Source organism: Arthrobacter sp. Z1-15 (genome assembly GCF_054792395.1).
Window position 1 is genome coordinate 888,347 of the sequence record NZ_CP096454.1, and the last position, 19,767, is coordinate 908,113.

Below are 19,767 nucleotides of genomic sequence, written 5' to 3' on the forward strand. Positions count from 1 at the left end.
GTCCCTAGATGCCGGAGCCCTGGTCGCCCGAAGAGCCCGAGCCGGAAGAGCCGGAGCCCGACCCTGAAGAACCGGAACCGGACTCCATGGAGCCGGAGCTGCTCGAAGCCGACGAGCTTACCGATTCCGAGCTGGACTGGCCGCTGATGGTGTTCGAATCCTTGTAGGAGGAAGACACCTCGATCTTGCGGGGCTTCGCCCTTTCGCTGACCGGAATCAGAACGCTGAGGACGCCGTTCTCGTACTTGGCGGAAATACCCTCAATATCAATCCCCTGGCCGAGGTTCAGCTGGCGCAGGAACGAACCGGATTCGCGTTCCCGGGTTAGCCAGGTAACGCCGTCGGAGGCCTGGATGGTGCGTTCTGCCCGGATGGTCAGCAGCTGGCCGTCCACGTCCACATCGACGGAACCCGGGTCAATGCCGGGCAGATCGGCATTCAGGATGTAGTGGTCGCCCTCTCGGTAGAGGTCAATGGGCATCAACCGCAGCCGCTGCCGCGGATCCAGCAGGGCTCCTGCCATACGGTCGAGTTCGCGGAATGGATCAAACTTCATGGCCATCTGTCATCAACTCCTTACGCCCACCTGCACGGCAGGCGAATCGATATTCGGAACTTCAGAAGGGTCGATAACTTGAGTCACATCGGCTCAAGAATGAAATTAGATTAGCACTCTCCATGGGGGAGTGCCAGAACCGGAACGGTTTTCGTGCCCCGGGCAGCAAAACTTTCCCGGCAGGTCCGGCTCAGTCCACCGGCCACTCATGGACGGGGGCGTTGGTGTGCATGTTTTCCCAGTACCGGCGGGTCATTTCCGCCAGTGCGGGCCTGCGGTCCAGGCCTTGGCGCTCAAGCCTGCGCAGGTAGGCAATCTGCCAGGATGCTCCGTTTTGTTCGGTGCGTGCCCGTTCCCTGATGACATCGAGATACCGGCCGATCAGGTTGTCGTCGACGCCCAGCTCCCGGAGCCCGGAAGCCGCCTGCGGAATCAGGTGCCGGATGATCAGTTCGGCGACAGGGGTTTCGCCAATGCCCGGCCAATAGACGGTTGCCTCCAGCCCCGACCGTGCGCAGGCCAGGAAGTTGTCAGCCGCACTCTTGAAGGCCAGCCGGCTCCACAGCGGCCGGTCCGCGGTGCGGAGGTGCTGGACCAGGCCGTAAAAGAAGGCGGCATTGGAAACGACATCAAGAACGGTGGGGCCGGCCGGAAGGATCCGGTTTTCCAGGCGCAGATTGGGGGTGTGCTCGCCGGGGTCATATATGGGGCGGTTCCACCGGTAGACCGTTCCGTTGTGCAGCCTCAGTTCCGGGAGCAGGGGGGCCCCGGCGGCCGTTGAGCCTCCGCTGCTGCGTGACAGTTCCGGCAGGAGCGCCGGGAAGTAGCGGACGTTTTCCTCAAACAGGTCAAAAATCGAGGTGATCCACCGTTCGCCAAACCACACGCGGGGCCGCACCCCCTGGTTCCTCATCTCGGGAGGGCGGGTATCGATGGCCTGCTTAAAAAGCTCGATGCGGGTTTCGTGCCACAGAATATGTTCCAGGAAGACGGGGGAGTTGGCGGCAAGGGCCACCTGGGGAGCGGCAATGATCTGGGCGGCGTTCCAGGCCGGGGCGAAATCTTCCGGGCTGACCTCCAAATGAAGCTGCACGGAGGTGCAGGCAGCCTCAGGGGCAATGTTCTTGGCGTAAAAGGACAACGGCTCCGTACCCCGCAGGTCCACGTGCACATCTTCACCGCGGGCCTGGAGAACCGACGTGTTCAAGGCCGCATAGCGCTTGCCCGCGCTCAGCCATTCCTTGTCCTCGAGCACTGCAGGCTGGAGGGTCGGCAGGATCCCGACCATCAGAATCTCCGTCTTCACCTCAGCGGCACGCGTATCTGCCCGGTTCAGTTGAAACCGGAGGGAATCTTCAAGGTCCCTCAGGCCGGACCCCTTGATGGACAGCGCCGGGTGGTTCATCTCGATGTTGAAGGCACCAATTTCGGTCTGGAAGGCCGGGTCCGCGATCTTCTCCAGAACTGCAGTATTCCGGAGCGCAGGAGCAAAGTCCTGATTGGTCAGGTTCAGCTCCAACTCAAGCCCGATGCTGGAGGTGTCTGCGAACTGCGCGGTGGACAGATATCCGGCAAAGCGGTCGAGGTTCTCGAGCAGTCGCTGGCGGTAACGCGTGCGCTGCTCGCGGCTGTAGGTTTTGCTGTTCACTTCGGCGCCCATTGTTCGAACATAACCATGGGGGCCGAAGGATGTATAGCGTGCAGAGCGGGGAAACCCGAAAAAGTCGGGCCCGGAAAGGAAAATGACGTCCGGCCTGTCGGGCTGTCCCGGCCGGGCGGAATCTCCCGGCCGGGATCTGCCGGTTCTAGGACCGCAAGAGGCCCTGGAGGACGTTGCTGGCCCGCTGCATTTCACCGTGCTGGGCGCCCATGACGATCACTGCGCCGGAGAAAAGCGGGATGGACCACTGCAGCAGCTTCAGCTGGCGCTGGGCGGACTGCAGTTCCTTGGAGGCGGCGGGGTGCGGTTCGGTTGCGCCCACCGCACCCTCTTCGGAGTACTTTTCCACTTTTCGCCCGACGATGCCGGCGTAGAGGGTCACCAGTGCACCAACCACGGTAACGCCGGTCTTGTAGATGGTTGCCGACCCGACTCCCTCCTGCTTTGCGACGCGGCCCTTATTGTCCCCGACGAGCGCCAGCCCGGCCACGAAATGCGAGATGATCGCGGCTGACTGAACAGGGGCCCATTTCTTCCACCCCAGACTGGAGAGCCGGGTGCGCTCTGCCGGGTCCTTGGCCTCGGCGGCCGCGCCGTTGAGCCCAATGGCTCCCATGAGCGAACCTCCGAACCACGCGGCCGCGGTGAGGTCATGCACGGACCGGGCAAACAAATTTCCTGCCACTGGAATCTCCTCTTGCTTCGGATCGGATTGAGCATTGGATGGGACTGAGTAAACCGACGCCCGGAGCGCCGGTCAGGCCGCCAGCAAACCACGTGCTCCCGGAGCTCCACAAGGGTGCCGGGCCCGTCCGGCAGGGCTACCACACAGGGTGTGGCCAAGGGTTAACAAAAAACCCTAAGTGTGCTTACTTCGGCTTTACTAATGGGTACTAAGTGTGCTTATTATCGAGTGTGTTCGGTGTAGCTGATCTTCATCGGCAAGGATTCTGATTCTTCATCCGCAACGATTCATGAAAGAGAGTGACGATGACGGAAAACGAGTGGCCCAGAGACGGAAGTCATGCCGCAACCACGGCCCAGGACAATTCATCCGATGCCACGTCCGCCAAAGCGGGCGCAGCTAAGGAACAGGCTGCTGGTCTCGCACAGGACGCCGCAGGAAGCGCGCAGCACGTAGCGGAAACAGCCAAGTCCGAGGCCGCCGGAGTTGCCTCTGAAGTGACCGCCAACGCCCGGGACCTGTTTGACCAGGCCCGGAGTGATCTGACCAACCAGGCCGGTGTCCAGCAGCAGAAGGTCGCTGAAGGTCTCCGCTCCGTGGCAGGCGAGCTGCAGTCCATGGCGGATAATTCCGATCAGCCCGGCGTTGCTTCGGACTTGGTCCGGCAGGCAGCCGAACGTTCATCCTCCGTTGCCTCCTGGCTCGACAACCGCAACCCCGGCTCCCTGGTCGACGAAGTGAAGTCCTTCGCCCGGCAGCGGCCGGTCGCGTTCCTTGCCATCGCTGCCGGTGCCGGGTTCCTGGCCGGCAGGCTGAACAAGGGGCTGAGCGCAGGGGTTCCCGAGAGCCCCTCCACTGCCGGCCGCGGAGCGGGAACGGGAACGGGAACGGGAACGGTAACAACGCCCGAGACGATTTATCCTCCCGAGCCTCCTACCCAGCCCACCTACGCCGGAACGGGAACTGTCAACGCGGGGGGAGTGGCAGCCGACCCGTTCGCCACGGAACCCACGCATCCCGCAGGGCAGCCGCCGGTATCGGATGACCAGCTGCCGGCATCGGGGACCCGCGCCAGTGATCCTTTTAGCGGTGGTCGGCACTGATGAGCACAGAAATCCCTGAACCGCCCCCCACAAAGGCCGAGAGTACATCTCTGGGAGATCTGCTCGGTCAAGTGACGCAGGATATGTCCACTCTGATGCGTCAGGAAGTGGAACTGGCGAAGGTCGAGCTGAAGCAGTCCGCCACCCGTGCGAGTAAAGGCGCAGGCATGTTCGCCGGCGCCGCAGTGGCCGGCTACTTTGTCCTCCTGTTTCTCTCCATTGCGCTCTGGCAGGCTCTCGGGCACCTGATCGGTCTCGGCTGGTCAGGACTCGTGGTGGCCGTGATCTGGGGAATTATCGCCGCGGTCCTCGCGATGCGCGGACGTACTGAGATGCGGAAGATCAAGGGCATGCCCCAGACGTCGGAGACCCTTCAGGAAATTCCCGGAACCCTTAAACCGAATGAGGACCCACGATGAGCGAAAACCCCGACGCAATACGAGCAGACATTGAAGAGACCCGCCGCCGGCTTGGAACCAACGTGGACGCCGTAGCTGACAAGGTCACCCCGTCCCACATTGTTCAGCGGCAGACCGACAAGATGAAGGACGCTGTTTCCGGCGTCAAGGACAAAGTGATGGGAGCTGCAGATTCTATGACGGACAAGGTTCAGTCCGGCACCGGTTCAGCAACCGACGGCGTCTCGCGCGCCGGATCGGCAGTGGGCGAGGCGCCTCAGAAGCTCACCGCGAGGGCCCAGGGAAACCCCATTGCTGCCGGCCTGATCGCCTTTGGCGCCGGGCTTCTGGCGGCTTCTCTGATTCCCGCCAGTGAGAAGGAGCGCGTTGCCGCAGACAACATCAAGACGGCAGCGGAGCCCCTGACGACGCAGGTCACTGATACAGCCAAGGAAATGGCGCAGGGCCTCAAGGAACCCGCGCAGGAAGCCATGGAGAACGTCAAGGCGACCGCCACTGAGGCTGCCCAGAACGTCAAGCAGGAGGGCCAGGGCGCTGCCGGCGATGTGAAGAGCAAAGCCACCGATGCCCAGGACAACGTCCGCAACGCCTGATCAGTCCTGCCGCTGGCCGAAATCGCACACCGCACCAACGAAGAAAGCGGTCCCGCTGTCCGCGGGGCCGCTTTCTTCGTTGGTGCTCGAATCCGGGAGCAGCGGGCCTAGCTGCGCAGTTAGACCCGCAGTTAGACCCGCGGCAGTTAGACCCGCTGAGCAGCTAGGCGCTGCGCGGGCCCGGAAGCGATGCGGCGCCGTCGTTCGTGTAGTGCACCCCCATCTGTGCGCGTGCCCGGTCAAAGAGCCGCATGGTTTGCAGCGAATGGTCCCAGCTCATGGTGGGGGACTCAGGCAGGCCGGATTGGATGCAGCGGGTGGCTTCACGCAGCTCATAGGTGTAACCGTTGCCGATCTGGGGAAACCGCTCGATCCGCTGCTCGCCCCGATGAGGAGCGACGGTCAGTTCCACCGGGTTGTGCAGCGGCGCACCGGTCCGCAGCCACCCCTTGGTCCCGCAAATTGTGGCGGTGCGGGTGCCCAGGGAAACCAGCGACGATATCAGCTGGGCGGCGGCACCGGATGGATACGTCAGGAGCAGGGCGTTCTGCCGGTCGACACCGTCATTGGTCAGGGTGCCCACGGCTGAGACGCCGTCCGGAAACCCCAGCGCTCCCACGGCCAGCGTCAGGGGATATACGGCAAGATCCAGCAGGGCTCCGCCTCCTGCCTGGGGATCCAGCTGCCGGCTGCCGCTGCCGGCCGGAGCCTGGAATCCCAGATCCGCCTGTACCCATTGGACTTCGCCCAGCTCCCCGCGGGCGATGATCTCCCAGACCCGGTTGACGCAGGGCAGGAACCGCGTCCACACCGCCTCCATCAGGAAAAGCCCGCGGGCGGACGCAATACCGATCAGATCCTCAGCCTCCCGGGCATTGATGGTCAGGGATTTCTCACAGAGCACGTGTTTTCCGGCCATTAGCGCAGCCCTGGAAATCTCATAGTGTTGCGCATGCGGAGCAGCAACATAGACAACGTCAACCGCCGGGTCATCAATCAGCTGGCGGTATCCCTTCCCCCTTTCGTTGTCGAAGCAGGCACGGGTAATCCCGAAACGGTCCGCAAATTCCTCAGCAGATGCTTCGTGCCGCGAGCTCACGGCCTGCAGGACGGCATCTTCGAGGCGGGCGATATCTTCCGTGACCTTGGCGGCAATGTCACCCGTCGCCACCACGCCCCACCTCAGGGTTCGCCCGGTTTTCCGGATCGGACTGGGAGCCCCCGCAGCTGCGCAGGGAGGAGCGGGAATGTGCGGGACGTTCATGGTCCTCTTCTCTGAGAAACAGACGCGCGGTTCGGTCGTGCATGCAGCCGGCCCAGCTGGCCGGTGACGATCGGCACCGGCTGTCCGGCCGAACCATCCAAGGCTCGTCGGCCCCGTCGCGGGCGACGTCGATCGTCCCGATAGACCGTCCGTCGCGGATCTTCGTGATCGAGTCGGCGATCCGCTCGATCTCCTTCAGGGCTGCAGCGGAGTCATCGCTCTTCGCCTCGCGGACGGTGGGGGACACATCGGAAAGGGCCTTGGCCCCGGGGAACTCCTTGGTGACGGAGCGCCTTGCCAGGATGGTCGGGTGATCCGGCATGAGTGCCTCCCGGGGACTTCATTGTCGCTGCCTCTGGCTACACAGCTAAACCCCGGCCCGGGGCCGTCGTCAACAGCGCGACGGCCCGCGGGGCACGCACCCGCGCTAATGGCTGCGGGCGCCCTGCCCTACCTGCAGCGCATCACGGTGTGCCGCTGCCGTGACAAGGTAATTGGCCGCGTTGGCCTGCACCCCGGCGAACTCCTCGTCGGTGAGGGAACGCCGCACTTTGGCGGGGACACCGGCCACCAGGGAGCGCGGCGGAATGATGGTGCCTTCCAGGACCACGGCGCCGGCAGCCACGAGGGAACCCGTACCCACAACGGCCCCGTTCATGACGGTTGCGCTCATGCCGATCAGGCAGTCGTCCTCGACGGTGCAGCCGTGGACCACGGCGTTGTGCCCGATGCTGACGCGTTCGCCCACAGTGGTGGGAAAGCCGGGGTCCGCGTGGAGCACCACGTTGTCCTGCAGATTGCTGCCGGCACCGACGCGGATGGCGTTGGAGTCCCCGCGGACGCAGACGCCGTAGAAGGCGCTGGACCCGGGCGCCATAACGACGTCGCCGATGAGTGAAGCTGTGGGAGCGAGGAAAACGGACGGGTCAATGTCCGGGGTGCTGCCCCGGAGCGAAATAACGTTAGCCATGCGGTTAGCCTAGCCGGAGCGGCACCCGCATCAGTTGAAGACGATGGTCCGCTTTCCGTCCAGCAGCACGCGGTGCTCGGCGTGCCACTGCACAGCCTTGGACAGGGTCCGGCCTTCGACGTCGCTGCCCAGTGCGACCAGCTGCGGCGCTGACCGGGCGTGGTCCACCCGGATGACTTCCTGTTCGATAATCGGCCCCTCGTCCAGATCGGACGTGACATAGTGCGCGGTGGCGCCGATGAGTTTTACGCCCCGGGCATGAGCCTGGTGGTAGGGCCGGGCACCCTTGAACGAGGGCAGGAAGGAATGATGAATGTTGATGGCGCGGCCGGAGAGGTCGCGGCACAACTCGTTGCTGAGGATCTGCATGTAGCGGGCAAGAACCACGAGTTCGATGTCCAAGTCCTGCATCAGCGCCCGCAGCTGGTCTTCCGCCGCTTCCTTGCGGCCCGGCTCCACCGGGATGTGGTGAAAGGGAACGCCGTAGAAGGCAGCCAGCCCGGCCAGGTCCTGATGGTTGGACACGATGGCCGGGATCTCGATGGGCAGCGTTCCGGCACGCTGGCGGAAGAGCAGGTCATTCAGGCAGTGCCCGGACTTGGAGACCATGATGAGGGTCCGTACCGGCGCTCCGGCGGCGTGCAGCTGCCACTCCATCCCGAATTCCCGGGCCACCGGCGCCAGGGTGTCCCGCACTTCGGCGTGCGTTCCGGGCGCGGTGAAGTCGACGCGCATGAAGAAGGTACCGGTTTCCTGGCTGCCGTACTGCTGGGACTCGGTGATGTTTCCGCGGGCGGCGACAAGGCCGCCGGAAACGGCATGGACGATTCCGGGCTGGTCCGGGCAGGACAGGGTCAGCGTGTAGGCGGAAGAGCTCGGGGCGGGGGCCGAGACAGCGGAGGAAGCGGGAAAGTCGGTCACCCTTCAAGGTTACCCGCCGGCGGGGCCCTCCTTTAGGCTAAGGAAATGGACGTAACCTTCATGCTGCTCTCCGATAAGGACGTCGAGGAGCTGGTCAAGTTCCTGACCACCAACAGTTTTCCGTACCACCGGATCACCGCGCCGTCGGAGGAGCTGGTGCGTCAGCTGGTGATGGACGGGCGTTTTGACGCCGACGGCGTACGCACCTATTGGGTGTACGGAGACAACCAGCGGCTGGGGCTGGTGATCGTGGAGCGCCTGGGCAGCCAGTGTCCGACCTTTGACTTGCGGCTGGTGGAGGAAGCCCGGGGCCAGGGCGCCGGGGTGCCGGTTCTGCAGGCACTGACTTCCATGGTCTTTACCGGCCAGCCGGAGGCCCACCGGTTTGCGGGGCGGACCCGGGAGGACAACATCGCCATGCGGAAGACCTTCCTGCGTGCCGGGTTCCTCAAGGAAGCCCACTACCGTGAGGATTGGCAGCTGGACGAGGGCGGACGGATTGCTTCGGTCACGTACGCGATACTGCGCCGCGACTGGGAGCGGGGGAGCCGGACTGAGTTCTCCTGGGAGGACGTGGAATAGCGGCCTGGCCCGGGCGGCCGGAGACCCCGGCGCCCAGCAGGTCCAGGGCAGCCGTCGCGGCAGCCCGCCCCGCGCGCGTGGCGCCAAGCGTAGAAGCAGACTCGCCGTAACCCACCAGGAACAACTGCGGAAGCCTGTGCACCTGCGGTCCGTTCATGCGGATACCGCCTCCGGGTTCGCGCAGCCGCAGGGAGGCCAGATGATCCAGAGCCGCCCGGAAGCCCGTGGCCCAGAGAATAACGTCCGCCTCGGCGGTACTGCCGTCGGCAAAGACCACTCCGTCCGCCGTGATCCGGGTGAGCGGACCGCGGGAGACGAGGACGCCGTCGTCGATCCCTGCCTGGTATTGGGGCGTCAGCGGCAGCCCGGTGGCGGCCACGACACTCAGTGGAGGAAGCCCGCCGCGGGTGCGCTCGCTGACCCGCTGTTCGACCTCCCGGCCCCATTCCGTATCAAAGGGCGTCCGGGTGAACTCGGGCGGGCGGCGGGTGGACCAGACCGTCTGCGCACCGGCGTCATTTAGCTGCAGCAGGAACTGGAGCGCGGAGGTTCCGCCGCCCACCACCAGCACGCGGCGGCCGGCGAAATCCGCGGCGCTGCGGAAATCATGGGTGTGCAGCTGGAGTCCGCCGAAGTTCTCCTGCCCGGGATAGCGGGGCCAATAGGGCTTGTCCCACGTTCCGGTGGCATTGATGACAGCCCGTGCCTGCCATGCTCCGCTGTCGGTGTCGATCCGCAGCAGCCCGCCGCCGTGTCCGTCCCTGTGGTCGTCCCTGTGTCCGTCCCTGTGTCCGTCCCCCGTGGCAGAGACCTTGAGCACCCGCACCGGGCGCTGCACGTTCAGCCCGAATTCGGCCTCGTAGTCTCCGTAGTACCGGCTGACGACGGAAGACGCCGGCTCCCGGGGATCCGGAGTGCCCAGCGCCGAGCGCGGCAGGTCATGGATGCCGTGGACGGAACCGAGCGTCAGCGAATCCCACCGGTGCCGCCATGCCCCGCCCGGCCCCTCGTTCGCGTCAAGCACCACAAACCCGGACCCGGCTACCAGCCCGCGGCGCTGCAGGTAATAGGCGGCGCTCAGCCCGGCCTGGCCGGCTCCAATCACCGCCACGTCAACAGTTTGCTCCTGCACCATCCGCCTGCCCTTCATTCGGTCCTTCCCAGGTTGCTTCAACCGGCGAGCACCCGGTGCCTATTCCGCAGTGCCTGATTCCGTAGGCGCTTCCGAGTCCGGATACGACACACAGGGGTGTCCGCCGCACCTGATCCGGTACGATGAAAAAGTCGCAACTGGCGTTAGGTGGACCACCACCAGGGAGCGGCCAAGCATCACAGACCACGGATCGCACGCCTGGGCCGGAGGTCAAGCCACCCTCTGTTTGCATGCCCGGACGCTCCCGTTCTTCAACGAGTGCGGGGGTGCCGGCAGGTAGCCTGACCCATAGAACCCCTTTCCCAGGAGATCCTTGTGAGACTGTCCACCCAGTCCGTGACCGACGCGAAGTTATCCGACGTCGATCCGGAAATTGCCGCCGTCCTGAATGATGAACTGGCCCGCCAGCGCAACACCCTGGAAATGATTGCGTCGGAGAACTTCGCGCCGCGGTCGGTTCTGGAAGCCCAGGGATCGGTCCTGACCAACAAATATGCCGAAGGATATCCGGGCCGGCGCTATTACGGCGGCTGCGAGCACGTTGACGTTGCCGAGAATCTGGCCATCGAACGGGTCAAGGCCCTGTTCGGCGCCGAGTTCGCCAACGTCCAGCCGCATTCCGGTGCATCCGCCAACGCGGCGGCGCTGGCCGCCATGATCAAGCCGGGTGACAAGCTGATGGGCCTGAACCTGGCCCACGGCGGGCACCTGACCCACGGCATGAAGCTGAACTTCTCCGGCAAGCTCTACGAGGTTGCAGCGTACGGCGTGGACGAGCAGACCTGCCGCGTGGACATGGACAAGGTCCGGGAGCAGGCGCTGGCCGAACGCCCGCAGGTCATCGTAGCCGGATGGTCCGCCTATCCCCGGCAGCTGGATTTCGAGGCTTTCCGCTCCATCGCCGATGAGGCGGGCGCCTTGCTGTGGACCGACATGGCGCACTTCGCCGGGCTCGTGGCCGCCGGCCTGCACCCGAACCCGGTGCCGGCTTCCGACGTCGTCACCTCCACCGTGCACAAGACCCTGGCCGGCCCCCGCTCGGGAGTGATCCTGGCCAAGGAGCAGTACGGCAAAAAGCTGAACTCCAGCGTCTTCCCCGGCCAGCAGGGCGGGCCGCTGATGCACGTCATCGCTGCCAAGGCCGTGGCCTTCAAGATTGCCGGCTCCGAGGAGTTCCGGGAACGGCAGGAACGCGTTCTCGAGGGCGCACGGATCATCGCCGAGAGGCTCACCGCGCCGGACGTCGCCGAACACGGGGTGTCCGTCCTCACCGGCGGCACCGACGTCCACCTGATCCTGGTTGACCTGCGCCGCTCCGCCCTGGACGGCAAGCAGGCCGAGGATCTGCTGCACTCCGTGGGAATCACCGTGAACCGCAACTCGGTTCCGTTTGATCCCCGCCCGCCGATGGTCACCTCCGGACTGCGCATCGGCACTCCCGCCCTGGCAACCCGCGGCTTCGGTGCCCGGGAGTTCACCGAGGTGGCCGAGATCATTGCGGCCGCCCTGAAACCGTCCCCCGATGTCGAGGCACTGCGGGCGCGGGTCACCGCGCTTGCCGAGAATTTCCCGCTGTATCCGGGACAGGAAGAGTGGTAATCAGCATGGAGAAGGGAACCAACATGGAAGGCTCCATCACGGCGGAGAACACCGGCACCCCGGAGAGCTCCCCTGAAGAGACCGAGGAAAACGGTGTGAACCTGGGCTGGGAGAAGAAGGAAAAGACCGATTTCGGCACTCCCGTGGCCGCTCAGATCCTGGACGGCCGCAAGGCTGCGAAGGACATCAAGGATGAACTGGCGCAGCGCGTGGCGGTCCTGAAGGACGAACACGGCGTCACCCCGGGGCTGGGAACCGTGCTGGTGGGCGATGACCCCGCCTCGCACTCCTACGTGGGCGGCAAACACAAGGACTGCGCGCAGGTGGGCATCAACTCCATCCGCCGCGACCTGCCGGCAGACATCAGCCAGGAAGACCTGGAAAAGGTCATCGACGAGCTGAACGGGGATCCGGCCACCACCGGCTACATAGTCCAGCTGCCGCTGCCGGCGCACATTGACACCAACGCCATTCTGGAACGCATCGCTCCGGAAAAGGATGCCGACGGCCTGCACCCGGTGAATCTGGGACGCCTCGTGCTGAATGTCAGCGAACCCATGACGTCGCCGCTGCCCTGCACTCCGCACGGGATTGTCCAGCTGCTGGTGCGCAACGGCATTTCGCTCAACGGGAAAAAGGTGCTGGTGGTGGGCCGCGGCGTGACCGTCGGCCGGCCGCTGGGCCTGCTGCTCACCCGCCGCCCGATCAACGCGACGGTCACCCTGGCGCACACCGGAACGGTGGACCTCTATGCGCACCTGCAGGAAGCCGACGTGGTGGTGGCTGCCGCCGGGTTCCCGGAAATGATTCGGGCAGAGGATCTCAAGCCCGGAGCGATTGTCCTGGATGTGGGGGTCACCCGGGTCACCGACCCCGAGACGGGCAAGACCACCCTCACCGGCGACGTGGAGAAAGCCGCGGCCGACGTCGCGTCCTGGATTTCCCCGAACCCGGGGGGAGTGGGGCCCATGACCCGGGCCATGCTGCTCTCCAACGTGGTGGAGGCGGCTGAGCGCGCAGCGGGCATCCTCGCCTAACTGTTCCTCAGGTCGGGGCTGGTGCACTACGCTGTTCGAGTGCCGCAGATCACATCAGCCCCGACTGTCCCCAAGACCGCCTCCTCCACCGTCATCTCAGCCCGGAACCTCCGCAAGACCTACGGTGATTTCCATGCCGTGGACGGCATCAGCTTCGACGTCCCGGCGGGGGAGTCCTTTGGGCTCCTCGGCCCCAACGGCGCCGGCAAGTCCACCACCATGAAAATGATCGGCGGCGTGTCATCGCGCACGTCCGGCGACCTCACCGTCATGGGACTGGACCCGGACCGGTACGGACCCGAAGTGCGCGCCCACCTGGGGGTGGTGCCGCAGCAGGACAATCTGGATGAAGACCTGCGTGTGCGCGAAAACCTCCTGGCCTACGGCCGGTACTTCGGCCTGCCCAAGAGTTACCTGGGGCCCAAGGCCGATGAGCTGCTGGAATTCGCCCAGCTGACGGACAAGGCCAAGGACCGGATTGAGTCCCTCTCCGGCGGAATGAAGCGGCGGCTGACCATCGCACGGTCGCTGATCAATGATCCCAAGATCCTGCTGCTGGACGAACCGACCACCGGCCTGGACCCCCAGGCGCGGCACATCCTCTGGGACCGGCTGTTCCGGCTCAAGGAAGCCGGGGTCACGCTGATCCTGACCACCCACTACATGGATGAAGCGGAGCAGCTCTGTGACCGCCTGGTGGTGGTGGACAAGGGCAAGATCATGGCGGAAGGATCTCCTGCTGCCCTGATCCGTGAGCACTCCACGAGGGAAGTGCTGGAACTGCGCTTTGGTTCTGAGCGCAACACCACGGTGGCAGGTGAACTGGAAGGAATCGGGAGCCGGATCGAAACACTCCCGGACCGCGTCCTTATCTACGCAGAGGACGGCGAGGCGGCCCTGGAAGGGGTCAGCTCCCGCGGGCTGCATCCCATCACCTCGCTGGTGCGCCGATCTTCCCTGGAAGACGTGTTCCTCCGGCTTACCGGTAGGAGCCTCATTGACTGAGCGCCAGCTTTCAGGCGCGCCGGCGGGGGAAGAGGGGGCAAACCGGCATCCCGTGCTGGGACTGCGCTCTCCGCTGACACCGGAGCAGACCGCATCCCGGACCCGGCGCTTTGGTGCCATTTACTACGCAGAGCACTGGATCCGGCGCATGCGCGGCTACGGGTGGACCGTGCTCATGACGGCGGTGGGCACCCCTCTGGTGTACCTCTTTGGTATGGGCGTGGGGCTGGCGTCGCTGGTGGACACCGGTGACGCGACGTTCGACGCCGGCGACGGGACCACGGTCTCCTACCTCGTCTTCGTGGCTCCAGCCCTGCTGGCCACCGCCGCCATCATGGTGGCGGCCGAAGAAAACACCTACATGGTGATGGGCGGCTTCAGATGGCAGCGCACTTACTACGGTCCCAACGCGTCGCCGCTTTCCAGTAATCAGCTGGTGGACGGGCACCTGATCGGCTTCTCGGTCCGGATGCTGATCACCACCGCCCCGTACTTTGTGTTCCTGCTGCTCTTCGGTGCAGTGGAGCAGCCGGGCACCGCCTGGCTGATGATTTTCACCGCGATCCTTGGCGGCGTGGCCTTCGGCATGCCGCTGATGGCCTACAGCGCGTCCCTGGAGCAGGACAAGGGGCAGTTTGCCATGGTGCAGCGCTTCATTGTGATGCCGCTGTTCCTGTTCTCCGGCACCTTCTTTCCACTGGAATCCCTGCCCGGGGCCATCCGCTGGATCGGCTGGATTTCTCCGCTGTGGCACTCCACCGAGCTCGGCCGGATCCTCAGCTACGGCTACGCCGAGGCTCCGGCACTCACGGCGGTCCACGTGGCGTATCTGCTGCTTCTCGGCTTTGTCGGCTGGGTCCTGGCACGCCGGAACTTCACCCGGAGGCTGGGAAAATGACCGCAGAAAACACGACGGCGCCGCCGCGCCTGGCACCCGAACAGCTGGATCCGAAGGGCCGCTTCCTGGGATCCCTCTATGCCCGAAACATCCGGGCGGTGTTCGCCCGCGGGCTGAAGGCCACGTGGGGCAGCAACTGGGCCGTCATGCTCAGCGGGTTCGTGGAACCGGTGCTGTACCTGATGGCCATGGGCATTGGACTGGGTTCCCTGATTGGCACCGTTGCCGGCCCGGGCGGCGAAGAGATCGGGTACGCGAACTACATTGCCCCGGCACTGCTGGCCGTTTCAGCAATGAACGGAGCCGTTTACGACTCCACCATGAACGTGTTCTTCAAACTCAATTACGCCAAGCTCTACGAAGGCATGCTTGCCACCTCGCTGGGGCCCCTCGACGTCGCACTCGGGGAAATCCTGCTGGCGCTGCTCCGCGGTGCCATGTACGCAACGGGCTTCACAGCTGTCATGGCGGCCATGGGGCTGGTGACTTCTCCCTGGGCGCTGCTCATGATTCCCGCTGCCGTGGTGGTGGCCTTCGGGTTTGCCTCCTTCGGCATGGCGATCACCAGTTGCATGAAGACCTTCCAGCAGCTGGAGTGGGTGAATTTTGTCATGCTGCCCATGTTCCTGTTCTCCGCCACGTTCTATCCGCTGAGCGTGTACCCCCAGGGCCTCCAATGGGTAATTCAGGCGATGCCGCTCTGGCATGGAGTGGAAATGATGCGCCAGCTCAGCGTGGGCATGCTGACCTGGGCAACCGCCGGCCACCTGCTCTACTTCGTGGTCATGATCGGTTTGGGTTTGGTGGTCACGACGAGTCGTCTTCGGTCCCTGTTTTTGAAGTAGCAGCCAGTTCCTGCCACGCCCTGCGGAAAACCTGCTCGGTGGGTTCGCCGAAAAGCACGAACTCCACGGACCGGACTGTACGGGCCGGATAATCCCGAACCGTCCGCAGGGCCACCTCGGCCACGGTTGCCGGGTTCCAGCCGTAGACGCCGGCGCTGACGGCGGGGAAGGCCACCGTTTCGGCGCCGAGTTCTTCGGCAACGTCCAGGGACCTGCGGAAGCAGGACTCCAGCAGCGCCGGGTCGGTTTCCCCGGCCCGGGCATTGGGGCCGACGGTGTGGATGACCCAGCGTGCCGGCAGCTCGAAGGCGGGGGTGGCCGCGGCTTCGCCGGTGGGAAGGCCGCCGGGCCAGGAGCTGCGCCGCAGCTCGCGGCAGGCTGCCAGCAAGCCCGGCCCCGCCGCACGGTGGATCGCTCCGTCCACGCCCCCGCCGCCGAGCAGCGAGGAATTAGCGGCGTTCACTATGGCGTCCGCAGTGCTGGCGGTGATGTCTCCGTTGCTGATGCGTATCTGCATCCGGCCAGTCTTCCACCCGGCCGGGCGGGCGGACCAGTCGGGCAGCAAAGCGTTCCGTCCCGGTGCCGAACCTTCCGAAACAGGGAACGGGGCCGGATCATGGGACGGGAGGGTGCCGCTGCTTTGACCGCACCCGAAGCTCATCGCCCTGACGACTGCAGCGCCCGGGGCGGAAACCGGAGGAATGACCATGGCTGACCAGTTTGACGGAAAGACGGCTCTTGTGACGGGGGCCGGGTCGGGAATCGGCAAAGCGACCGCGGTCGCGCTGGCTGCGGAAGGTGCCGCCGTCGTGGTGAACGACCTCGATCTGGAGGCCGCGCAGGCAGTGGTCAACCAGATTTCGGAAGCAGGGGGAACCGCCGTGGCGTCAGTCGGGGATGTGGGCAGCGCCGACGATGTCAAAGGCGCGGTGGATACCGCCGTGAGCGAGTTCGGCGGCCTGCACCTGGCGTTCAACAACGCCGGCATCAGCGGACCGCTGGGCCTGGTCACGGAGATTGACCTGGAAGGCTACCGGCGGGTTATCGACGTGAACCTGAACTCCGTGTTCTACGGGATGTTCTACCAAATCCCCGAAATGCAGAAGGCCGGCGGGGGTTCGATCGTGAACATGTCCTCCATCCTTGGCCTGGTCGGATCCGCCACCGCCGTCCCCTACGTCGCCGCCAAGCACGGCGTGACCGGTATGACACGCGCTGCGGCGCTGGGTTACGCCAACCAGGGCATCCGCATCAATTCGGTGCATCCCGGCTACATCGACACCCCGCTGCTTGAAGCACTGCCGGAGGAAGCCTATGCCTCGCTGGTGGGGATGCACCCGGCCGGGAGGCTGGGCACCGCAGACGAGGTGGCGCAGGTTGTCCTGTTCCTGCTCTCGGACCGGGCGGCGTTTGTCACCGGTGCCCAGTACGCCGTGGACGGGGCGTACACCACGCAGTAAGCTGCCGCTGCACCCGGCCGCCGTGCTGTCCGAGCCCGCCGGCCACCGTCCTGCGAGCAAGGAGAACGCTGATGATCGGATCCTGGCATGCCACGGTCTTTGACTGCCCCGACCCGGACGCGCTTGCATCCTTTTACGAAGACCTTCTGGGCATGATCCGGGTGGAGCACGAGGCAGACGGATCCTGGATCACCATCGGCGATGCACCGGACCGGCCGGCGCTCGCCTTCCAGCAGGTGTCCGGCTACACGCCGCCGCAGTGGCCGGGGCAGGACATTCCGCAGCAGCTGCACCTGGACGTGAAGGTGGCCGACCTGGACCTGGCGGAGGCGCAGGTCCTGGCACTGGGGGCCACCGGAATGGACAGCGGCACCGAGTCGTTCCGGGTTTTCCTGGACCCCGCCGGCCACCCTTTCTGCCTCGTGGCGTGGTAGCCGCCGGCGCTGCGATTTCGCCCCGGGAGGACGGTTTAACGGCTGGGCTCCGAGTTTGAGACAATGAAGCCATGCAGTCGCTCCCCAACGGCAATAAGCCGCAGCCCACGTCCAAAGCCCGCCGCGGGGTGAGCCAGAAAATGGCGACCTACGGTATGACCCTCATGCTGATCGTCTTCCTGGTGGCCGTGGTATTCGCGGCGAATGAGAACGACGTCGTGGGGTGGCTGGTTGTCATCATCTCGCTGGGATGGCTGTGCCTGTTTGCGTTTGTGGTTTTCAGCGTCCGCGGGGCGGCCCGCAAAGCCGGCGCGAAGCTGGCCGAAGCGCAGGACACTCTGACCCGTGCCGCGGGAGGAACGCCGTCGGTGCAGGTTGTTGACGAGTCCACCACCATCCGCGACCAGAAGCTGGATCACAGTTTCAAGATTATCGAGGTACAGTCCCGCGTGATCCGTGACAACCTCGGCAAGGACGAGGGCCAGGTCAGCCGCGCCCTGGAAACCATCGAAATCACGTCCCACAACGCGCGTTCAATGATCAAAAAAGCCGACGGCGGCCCGGTTGAGGGCACCCTGGTGGACTAGCGGCGTCCGCCCCGCTTTCCCCACGACCGCACGCAGGGGCCCCACTGCGGCCCGCGGTCAAAGATGAACCGCATTGCTACTGAGGAGTATGGTTATTCGCGTGAGTTTGGCATCAGCAGGAGAAGCAGCCGATCCGGCAAAGGCACTGCGCATTGCGACAGTGAACGTGAACGGCATCCGTGCCGCCTACAAGCGGGGCATGGCCGACTGGCTGGCGGAGCGCGAAGTGGACATCCTCTGCCTCCAGGAAGTCCGCGCGCCCGACGCCGTCGTCCGTGAACTCCTGGGCGACGAATGGCACATCCTGCACGCCGAAGCCGAAGCCAAGGGACGCGCCGGGGTGGCCATCGCCTCCCGGATCGCCCCCGCAGCCACCCGTGAACACATTGGCGATGATTACTTTGCCCTGTCCGGACGCTGGGTCGAAGCTGACTTCAAGATCCCCGTGGACGGCGCGGAGAAACTCCTGACAGTGATTAGCGCCTACGTCCATTCCGGCGAGGTTGACACCCCCAAGCAGGTGGACAAGTACCGCTTCCTGGACGTTATGGCGCAGCGGCTTCCCGCGCTGAAGCAGGAGAGCGACTTTGTCCTGGTGGTGGGGGACCTGAACGTCGGGCACACCGAACTGGACATCAAGAATTGGAAAGGCAACGTGAAGCGGGCCGGGTTCCTCCCCGAGGAACGCGCTTACTTTGACCGGTTCCTCGGCCAGGAGATTGGCTACGCCGATGTGGCCCGCAAGCTGGCCGGCGACGTTCCCGGTCCCTACACCTGGTGGTCCTGGCGCGGCCAGGCCTTCGACAACGACAGCGGCTGGCGTATTGATTACCAGCTGGCAACGCCGGAATTGGCGGAACGCGCCGTTTCCGCCGTCGTTGACCGTGCCGCCACCTACGACAGCCGCTTCTCAGACCACGCTCCTGTAGTGGTCGACTACCAGTTCTAAGGGTCAAAACCATGAGCACATCCACCGCTTCCGGCCGCCAGCGCATCCTGTCAGGGATGCAGCCCTCCGCCGACTCGCTGCACCTGGGCAATTACCTCGGCGCGCTGGTGAACTGGGTCCGGCTCCAGGAGGAGTACGACGCCTACTTCTTCATCCCGGACCTGCACGCGATCACCGTCCCGCAGGACCCCGCAGATCTGCGCCAGCGCACGCGCGTCACTGCCGCCCAGTACATTGCCGGCGGCGTCGATGTGGACAAGGCCACCCTCTTTGTACAGTCCCAGGTTCCCGAGCACGCGCAGCTCGCCTGGGTCCTGAACTGCCTGACGGGTTTCGGGGAAGCCTCCCGGATGACCCAGTTCAAGGACAAGCAGCAGCGGTTCGGCGCCGACGCAGCCTCCGTGGGCCTGTTCACCTACCCGATCCTGCAGGTCGCCGACATCCTGCTGTACAACCCGCACGGCGTTCCCGTGGGCGAGGACCAGCGCCAGCACGTGGAACTCAGCCGGGACCTCGCCAAGCGTTTCAACTCCCGCTACGGCGAGACCTTCACCATTCCGGAGGTCTTTGTCCAGAAGGCTGCCGCCAAAATCTACGATCTGCAGAATCCGGCAGCGAAGATGTCCAAATCCGCCGCGTCTCCCGCCGGGCTGATTAATCTGCTGGACCCGGACAAGGTGATTTCCAAGCGCATCAAGTCCGCTGTGACCGACGACGGTACGGAGATCCGTTTCGACCGTGAGGCCAAGCCCGGTATCTCCAACCTGCTGTCCATTTACTCCCTGGTCTCCGGGCAGAGCGTGGACACGCTGGTGAAGGAATACGAAGGAAAAATGTACGGCCACCTCAAGGTCGATCTGGCTGAGGCTGTTACCGAGCACATCCGCCCCATCCGTGAGCGTGCGCTGTACCTGCTCGAGGATCCGGCGGAGCTTGACCGGCTTCTTGCGGTGGGCGCCTCCAAGGCGAGGGAAACGGCATCGGTTACACTGGCCGATGTGTACAACAAAGTAGGCTTCCTACCTTTGGGCTCCACCGCGGTCTGAC

Annotated in this window: 23 protein-coding genes and 1 riboswitch; of the genes, 14 read left to right on the forward strand and 9 right to left on the reverse strand. The window is 64.9% G+C overall.

Annotated features, from left to right (window positions below):
• Positions 1–4: 4 nt before the first annotated feature.
• The 3 genes from M1D40_RS04140 to M1D40_RS04150 all read right to left on the reverse strand — a co-directional run bounded on the left by M1D40_RS04140 (position 5) and on the right by M1D40_RS04150 (position 2,901).
• On the reverse strand, positions 5–562 hold the full coding sequence (locus M1D40_RS04140; RefSeq protein ID WP_461170313.1) for an Hsp20/alpha crystallin family protein: 558 nt from the start codon (positions 560–562) through the stop codon (positions 5–7).
• A 184-nt stretch (positions 563–746) separates the two neighbouring features.
• Positions 747–2,204 (reverse strand): glutamate--cysteine ligase, encoded by a 1,458-nt coding sequence (locus tag M1D40_RS04145; protein WP_461170314.1) that lies wholly within the window; start codon positions 2,202–2,204, stop codon positions 747–749.
• Between the two features lie 157 nt (positions 2,205–2,361).
• Positions 2,362–2,901 carry a hypothetical protein gene (locus M1D40_RS04150; RefSeq protein WP_341394120.1) on the reverse strand — a complete coding sequence of 180 codons (540 nt, stop codon included), beginning with the start codon at positions 2,899–2,901 and terminating at the stop codon, positions 2,362–2,364.
• Positions 2,902–3,206: 305 nt separating this feature from the next.
• Between M1D40_RS04150 and M1D40_RS04155 the strand changes: the two genes are divergently transcribed.
• From M1D40_RS04155 to M1D40_RS04165, 3 genes are read left to right on the forward strand one after another with little or no spacing between them, the layout of a single operon-like run.
• The gene (locus M1D40_RS04155; protein ID WP_461170315.1) at positions 3,207–4,004 is read left to right on the forward strand and encodes a hypothetical protein; all 798 of its coding nucleotides are present in this window, start codon (positions 3,207–3,209) and stop codon (positions 4,002–4,004) included.
• Entirely contained in the window at positions 4,004–4,423 is a 420-nt protein-coding gene (locus M1D40_RS04160) for a phage holin family protein (RefSeq protein ID WP_461170316.1), read from the forward strand. Before M1D40_RS04155 ends, M1D40_RS04160 begins: the two co-directional genes overlap by 1 nt.
• Complete coding sequence (locus M1D40_RS04165; protein WP_341394117.1) at positions 4,420–5,016, forward strand: DUF3618 domain-containing protein; 597 nt, start codon at positions 4,420–4,422, stop codon at positions 5,014–5,016. Before M1D40_RS04160 ends, M1D40_RS04165 begins: the two co-directional genes overlap by 4 nt.
• 163 nt (positions 5,017–5,179) lie before the next feature.
• Here M1D40_RS04165 and M1D40_RS04170 read toward each other — a convergent pair whose 3' ends face one another.
• The 4 genes from M1D40_RS04170 to purU form a co-directional block, all read right to left on the reverse strand.
• Positions 5,180–6,187 carry a Gfo/Idh/MocA family protein gene (locus M1D40_RS04170; RefSeq protein ID WP_461170317.1) on the reverse strand — a complete coding sequence of 336 codons (1,008 nt, stop codon included), beginning with the start codon at positions 6,185–6,187 and terminating at the stop codon, positions 5,180–5,182.
• Positions 6,174–6,602, reverse strand: coding sequence for a hypothetical protein (locus M1D40_RS04175; protein WP_341394115.1), 429 nt, complete (start codon positions 6,600–6,602; stop codon positions 6,174–6,176). Before M1D40_RS04175 ends, M1D40_RS04170 begins: the two co-directional genes overlap by 14 nt.
• A gap of 105 nt (positions 6,603–6,707) precedes the next feature.
• On the reverse strand, positions 6,708–7,250 hold the full coding sequence (locus M1D40_RS04180; protein WP_461170318.1) for a gamma carbonic anhydrase family protein: 543 nt from the start codon (positions 7,248–7,250) through the stop codon (positions 6,708–6,710).
• Positions 7,251–7,280: 30 nt separating this feature from the next.
• Positions 7,281–8,171: a formyltetrahydrofolate deformylase gene (gene purU, locus M1D40_RS04185; protein WP_341394113.1), complete on the reverse strand. Its 891-nt coding sequence runs from the start codon at positions 8,169–8,171 to the stop codon at positions 7,281–7,283.
• 45 nt (positions 8,172–8,216) lie between these two features.
• Between purU and M1D40_RS04190 the strand changes: the two genes are divergently transcribed.
• Complete coding sequence (locus M1D40_RS04190) at positions 8,217–8,753, forward strand: GNAT family N-acetyltransferase (protein ID WP_461170319.1); 537 nt, start codon at positions 8,217–8,219, stop codon at positions 8,751–8,753.
• Here the strand turns inward: M1D40_RS04190 and M1D40_RS04195 are convergent.
• Entirely contained in the window at positions 8,680–9,888 is a 1,209-nt protein-coding gene (locus M1D40_RS04195; RefSeq protein ID WP_461170320.1) for an NAD(P)-binding domain-containing protein, read from the reverse strand. The genes M1D40_RS04190 and M1D40_RS04195 overlap by 74 nt on opposite strands.
• Before the next feature lie 141 nt (positions 9,889–10,029).
• Positions 10,030–10,117: riboswitch (ZMP/ZTP riboswitch) on the forward strand.
• A gap of 104 nt (positions 10,118–10,221) precedes the next feature.
• On the opposite strand from M1D40_RS04195, the gene glyA reads away from it, so the two are divergent.
• From glyA to M1D40_RS04220, 5 genes are all read left to right on the forward strand, one after another.
• Positions 10,222–11,505 (forward strand): serine hydroxymethyltransferase, encoded by a 1,284-nt coding sequence (gene glyA, locus M1D40_RS04200; protein WP_445818889.1) that lies wholly within the window; start codon positions 10,222–10,224, stop codon positions 11,503–11,505.
• A gap of 143 nt (positions 11,506–11,648) precedes the next feature.
• A complete protein-coding gene (locus M1D40_RS04205; protein ID WP_341394256.1) occupies positions 11,649–12,542 on the forward strand; it encodes a bifunctional methylenetetrahydrofolate dehydrogenase/methenyltetrahydrofolate cyclohydrolase in 894 nt (297 codons plus the stop codon).
• 39 nt (positions 12,543–12,581) lie between these two features.
• On the forward strand, positions 12,582–13,547 hold the full coding sequence (locus M1D40_RS04210; protein WP_341394110.1) for an ABC transporter ATP-binding protein: 966 nt from the start codon (positions 12,582–12,584) through the stop codon (positions 13,545–13,547).
• Positions 13,540–14,445 (forward strand): ABC transporter permease, encoded by a 906-nt coding sequence (locus M1D40_RS04215; protein WP_461170321.1) that lies wholly within the window; start codon positions 13,540–13,542, stop codon positions 14,443–14,445. The genes M1D40_RS04210 and M1D40_RS04215 overlap by 8 nt, the downstream gene beginning before the upstream one ends.
• Positions 14,442–15,290 (forward strand): ABC transporter permease, encoded by an 849-nt coding sequence (locus M1D40_RS04220; RefSeq protein WP_461170322.1) that lies wholly within the window; start codon positions 14,442–14,444, stop codon positions 15,288–15,290. Before M1D40_RS04215 ends, M1D40_RS04220 begins: the two co-directional genes overlap by 4 nt.
• Here M1D40_RS04220 and M1D40_RS04225 read toward each other — a convergent pair.
• Positions 15,253–15,807, reverse strand: a complete 555-nt coding sequence (locus tag M1D40_RS04225) for an O-acetyl-ADP-ribose deacetylase (protein ID WP_341394107.1) — start codon at positions 15,805–15,807, stop codon at positions 15,253–15,255. The two genes, M1D40_RS04220 and M1D40_RS04225, sit on opposite strands and share 38 nt — an antisense overlap.
• A 190-nt stretch (positions 15,808–15,997) precedes the next feature.
• On the opposite strand from M1D40_RS04225, the gene M1D40_RS04230 reads away from it, so the two are divergent.
• The 5 genes from M1D40_RS04230 (at position 15,998) to trpS (ending at position 19,766) form a co-directional block, all read left to right on the forward strand.
• The gene (locus tag M1D40_RS04230; protein WP_341394106.1) at positions 15,998–16,750 is read left to right on the forward strand and encodes an SDR family NAD(P)-dependent oxidoreductase; all 753 of its coding nucleotides are present in this window, start codon (positions 15,998–16,000) and stop codon (positions 16,748–16,750) included.
• 71 nt (positions 16,751–16,821) lie between these two features.
• Positions 16,822–17,184, forward strand: a complete 363-nt coding sequence (locus tag M1D40_RS04235; protein ID WP_341394105.1) for a VOC family protein — start codon at positions 16,822–16,824, stop codon at positions 17,182–17,184.
• 71 nt (positions 17,185–17,255) lie between these two features.
• Positions 17,256–17,771 carry a hypothetical protein gene (locus tag M1D40_RS04240; protein ID WP_341394104.1) on the forward strand — a complete coding sequence of 172 codons (516 nt, stop codon included), beginning with the start codon at positions 17,256–17,258 and terminating at the stop codon, positions 17,769–17,771.
• A 100-nt stretch (positions 17,772–17,871) separates the two neighbouring features.
• Positions 17,872–18,720, forward strand: a complete 849-nt coding sequence (locus M1D40_RS04245) for an exodeoxyribonuclease III (protein ID WP_461170323.1) — start codon at positions 17,872–17,874, stop codon at positions 18,718–18,720.
• An 11-nt stretch (positions 18,721–18,731) separates the two neighbouring features.
• The gene (trpS, locus tag M1D40_RS04250) at positions 18,732–19,766 is read left to right on the forward strand and encodes a tryptophan--tRNA ligase (RefSeq protein ID WP_461170324.1); all 1,035 of its coding nucleotides are present in this window, start codon (positions 18,732–18,734) and stop codon (positions 19,764–19,766) included.
• The last annotated feature ends 1 nt before the right edge of the window (position 19,767 follow it).

Bases quoted from the DNA above. Each gene is read 5' to 3' on its own strand.
- M1D40_RS04140 (WP_461170313.1), bottom strand. From the start codon at position 562: ATGGCCATGAAGTTTGATCCATTCCGCGAACTCGACCGTATGGCAGGA.
- M1D40_RS04155 (WP_461170315.1), top strand. From the start codon at position 3,207: ATGACGGAAAACGAGTGGCCCAGAGACGGAAGTCATGCCGCAACCACG.
- M1D40_RS04160 (WP_461170316.1), top strand. From the start codon at position 4,004: ATGAGCACAGAAATCCCTGAACCGCCCCCCACAAAGGCCGAGAGTACA.
- M1D40_RS04165 (WP_341394117.1), top strand. From the start codon at position 4,420: ATGAGCGAAAACCCCGACGCAATACGAGCAGACATTGAAGAGACCCGC.
- M1D40_RS04175 (WP_341394115.1), bottom strand. From the start codon at position 6,602: ATGCCGGATCACCCGACCATCCTGGCAAGGCGCTCCGTCACCAAGGAG.
- M1D40_RS04180 (WP_461170318.1), bottom strand. From the start codon at position 7,250: ATGGCTAACGTTATTTCGCTCCGGGGCAGCACCCCGGACATTGACCCG.
- M1D40_RS04190 (WP_461170319.1), top strand. From the start codon at position 8,217: ATGGACGTAACCTTCATGCTGCTCTCCGATAAGGACGTCGAGGAGCTG.
- M1D40_RS04195 (WP_461170320.1), bottom strand. From the start codon at position 9,888: ATGGTGCAGGAGCAAACTGTTGACGTGGCGGTGATTGGAGCCGGCCAG.
- M1D40_RS04220 (WP_461170322.1), top strand. From the start codon at position 14,442: ATGACCGCAGAAAACACGACGGCGCCGCCGCGCCTGGCACCCGAACAG.
- M1D40_RS04225 (WP_341394107.1), bottom strand. From the start codon at position 15,807: ATGCAGATACGCATCAGCAACGGAGACATCACCGCCAGCACTGCGGAC.
- M1D40_RS04230 (WP_341394106.1), top strand. From the start codon at position 15,998: ATGGCTGACCAGTTTGACGGAAAGACGGCTCTTGTGACGGGGGCCGGG.
- M1D40_RS04235 (WP_341394105.1), top strand. From the start codon at position 16,822: ATGATCGGATCCTGGCATGCCACGGTCTTTGACTGCCCCGACCCGGAC.
- M1D40_RS04240 (WP_341394104.1), top strand. From the start codon at position 17,256: ATGCAGTCGCTCCCCAACGGCAATAAGCCGCAGCCCACGTCCAAAGCC.
- trpS (WP_461170324.1), top strand. From the start codon at position 18,732: ATGAGCACATCCACCGCTTCCGGCCGCCAGCGCATCCTGTCAGGGATG.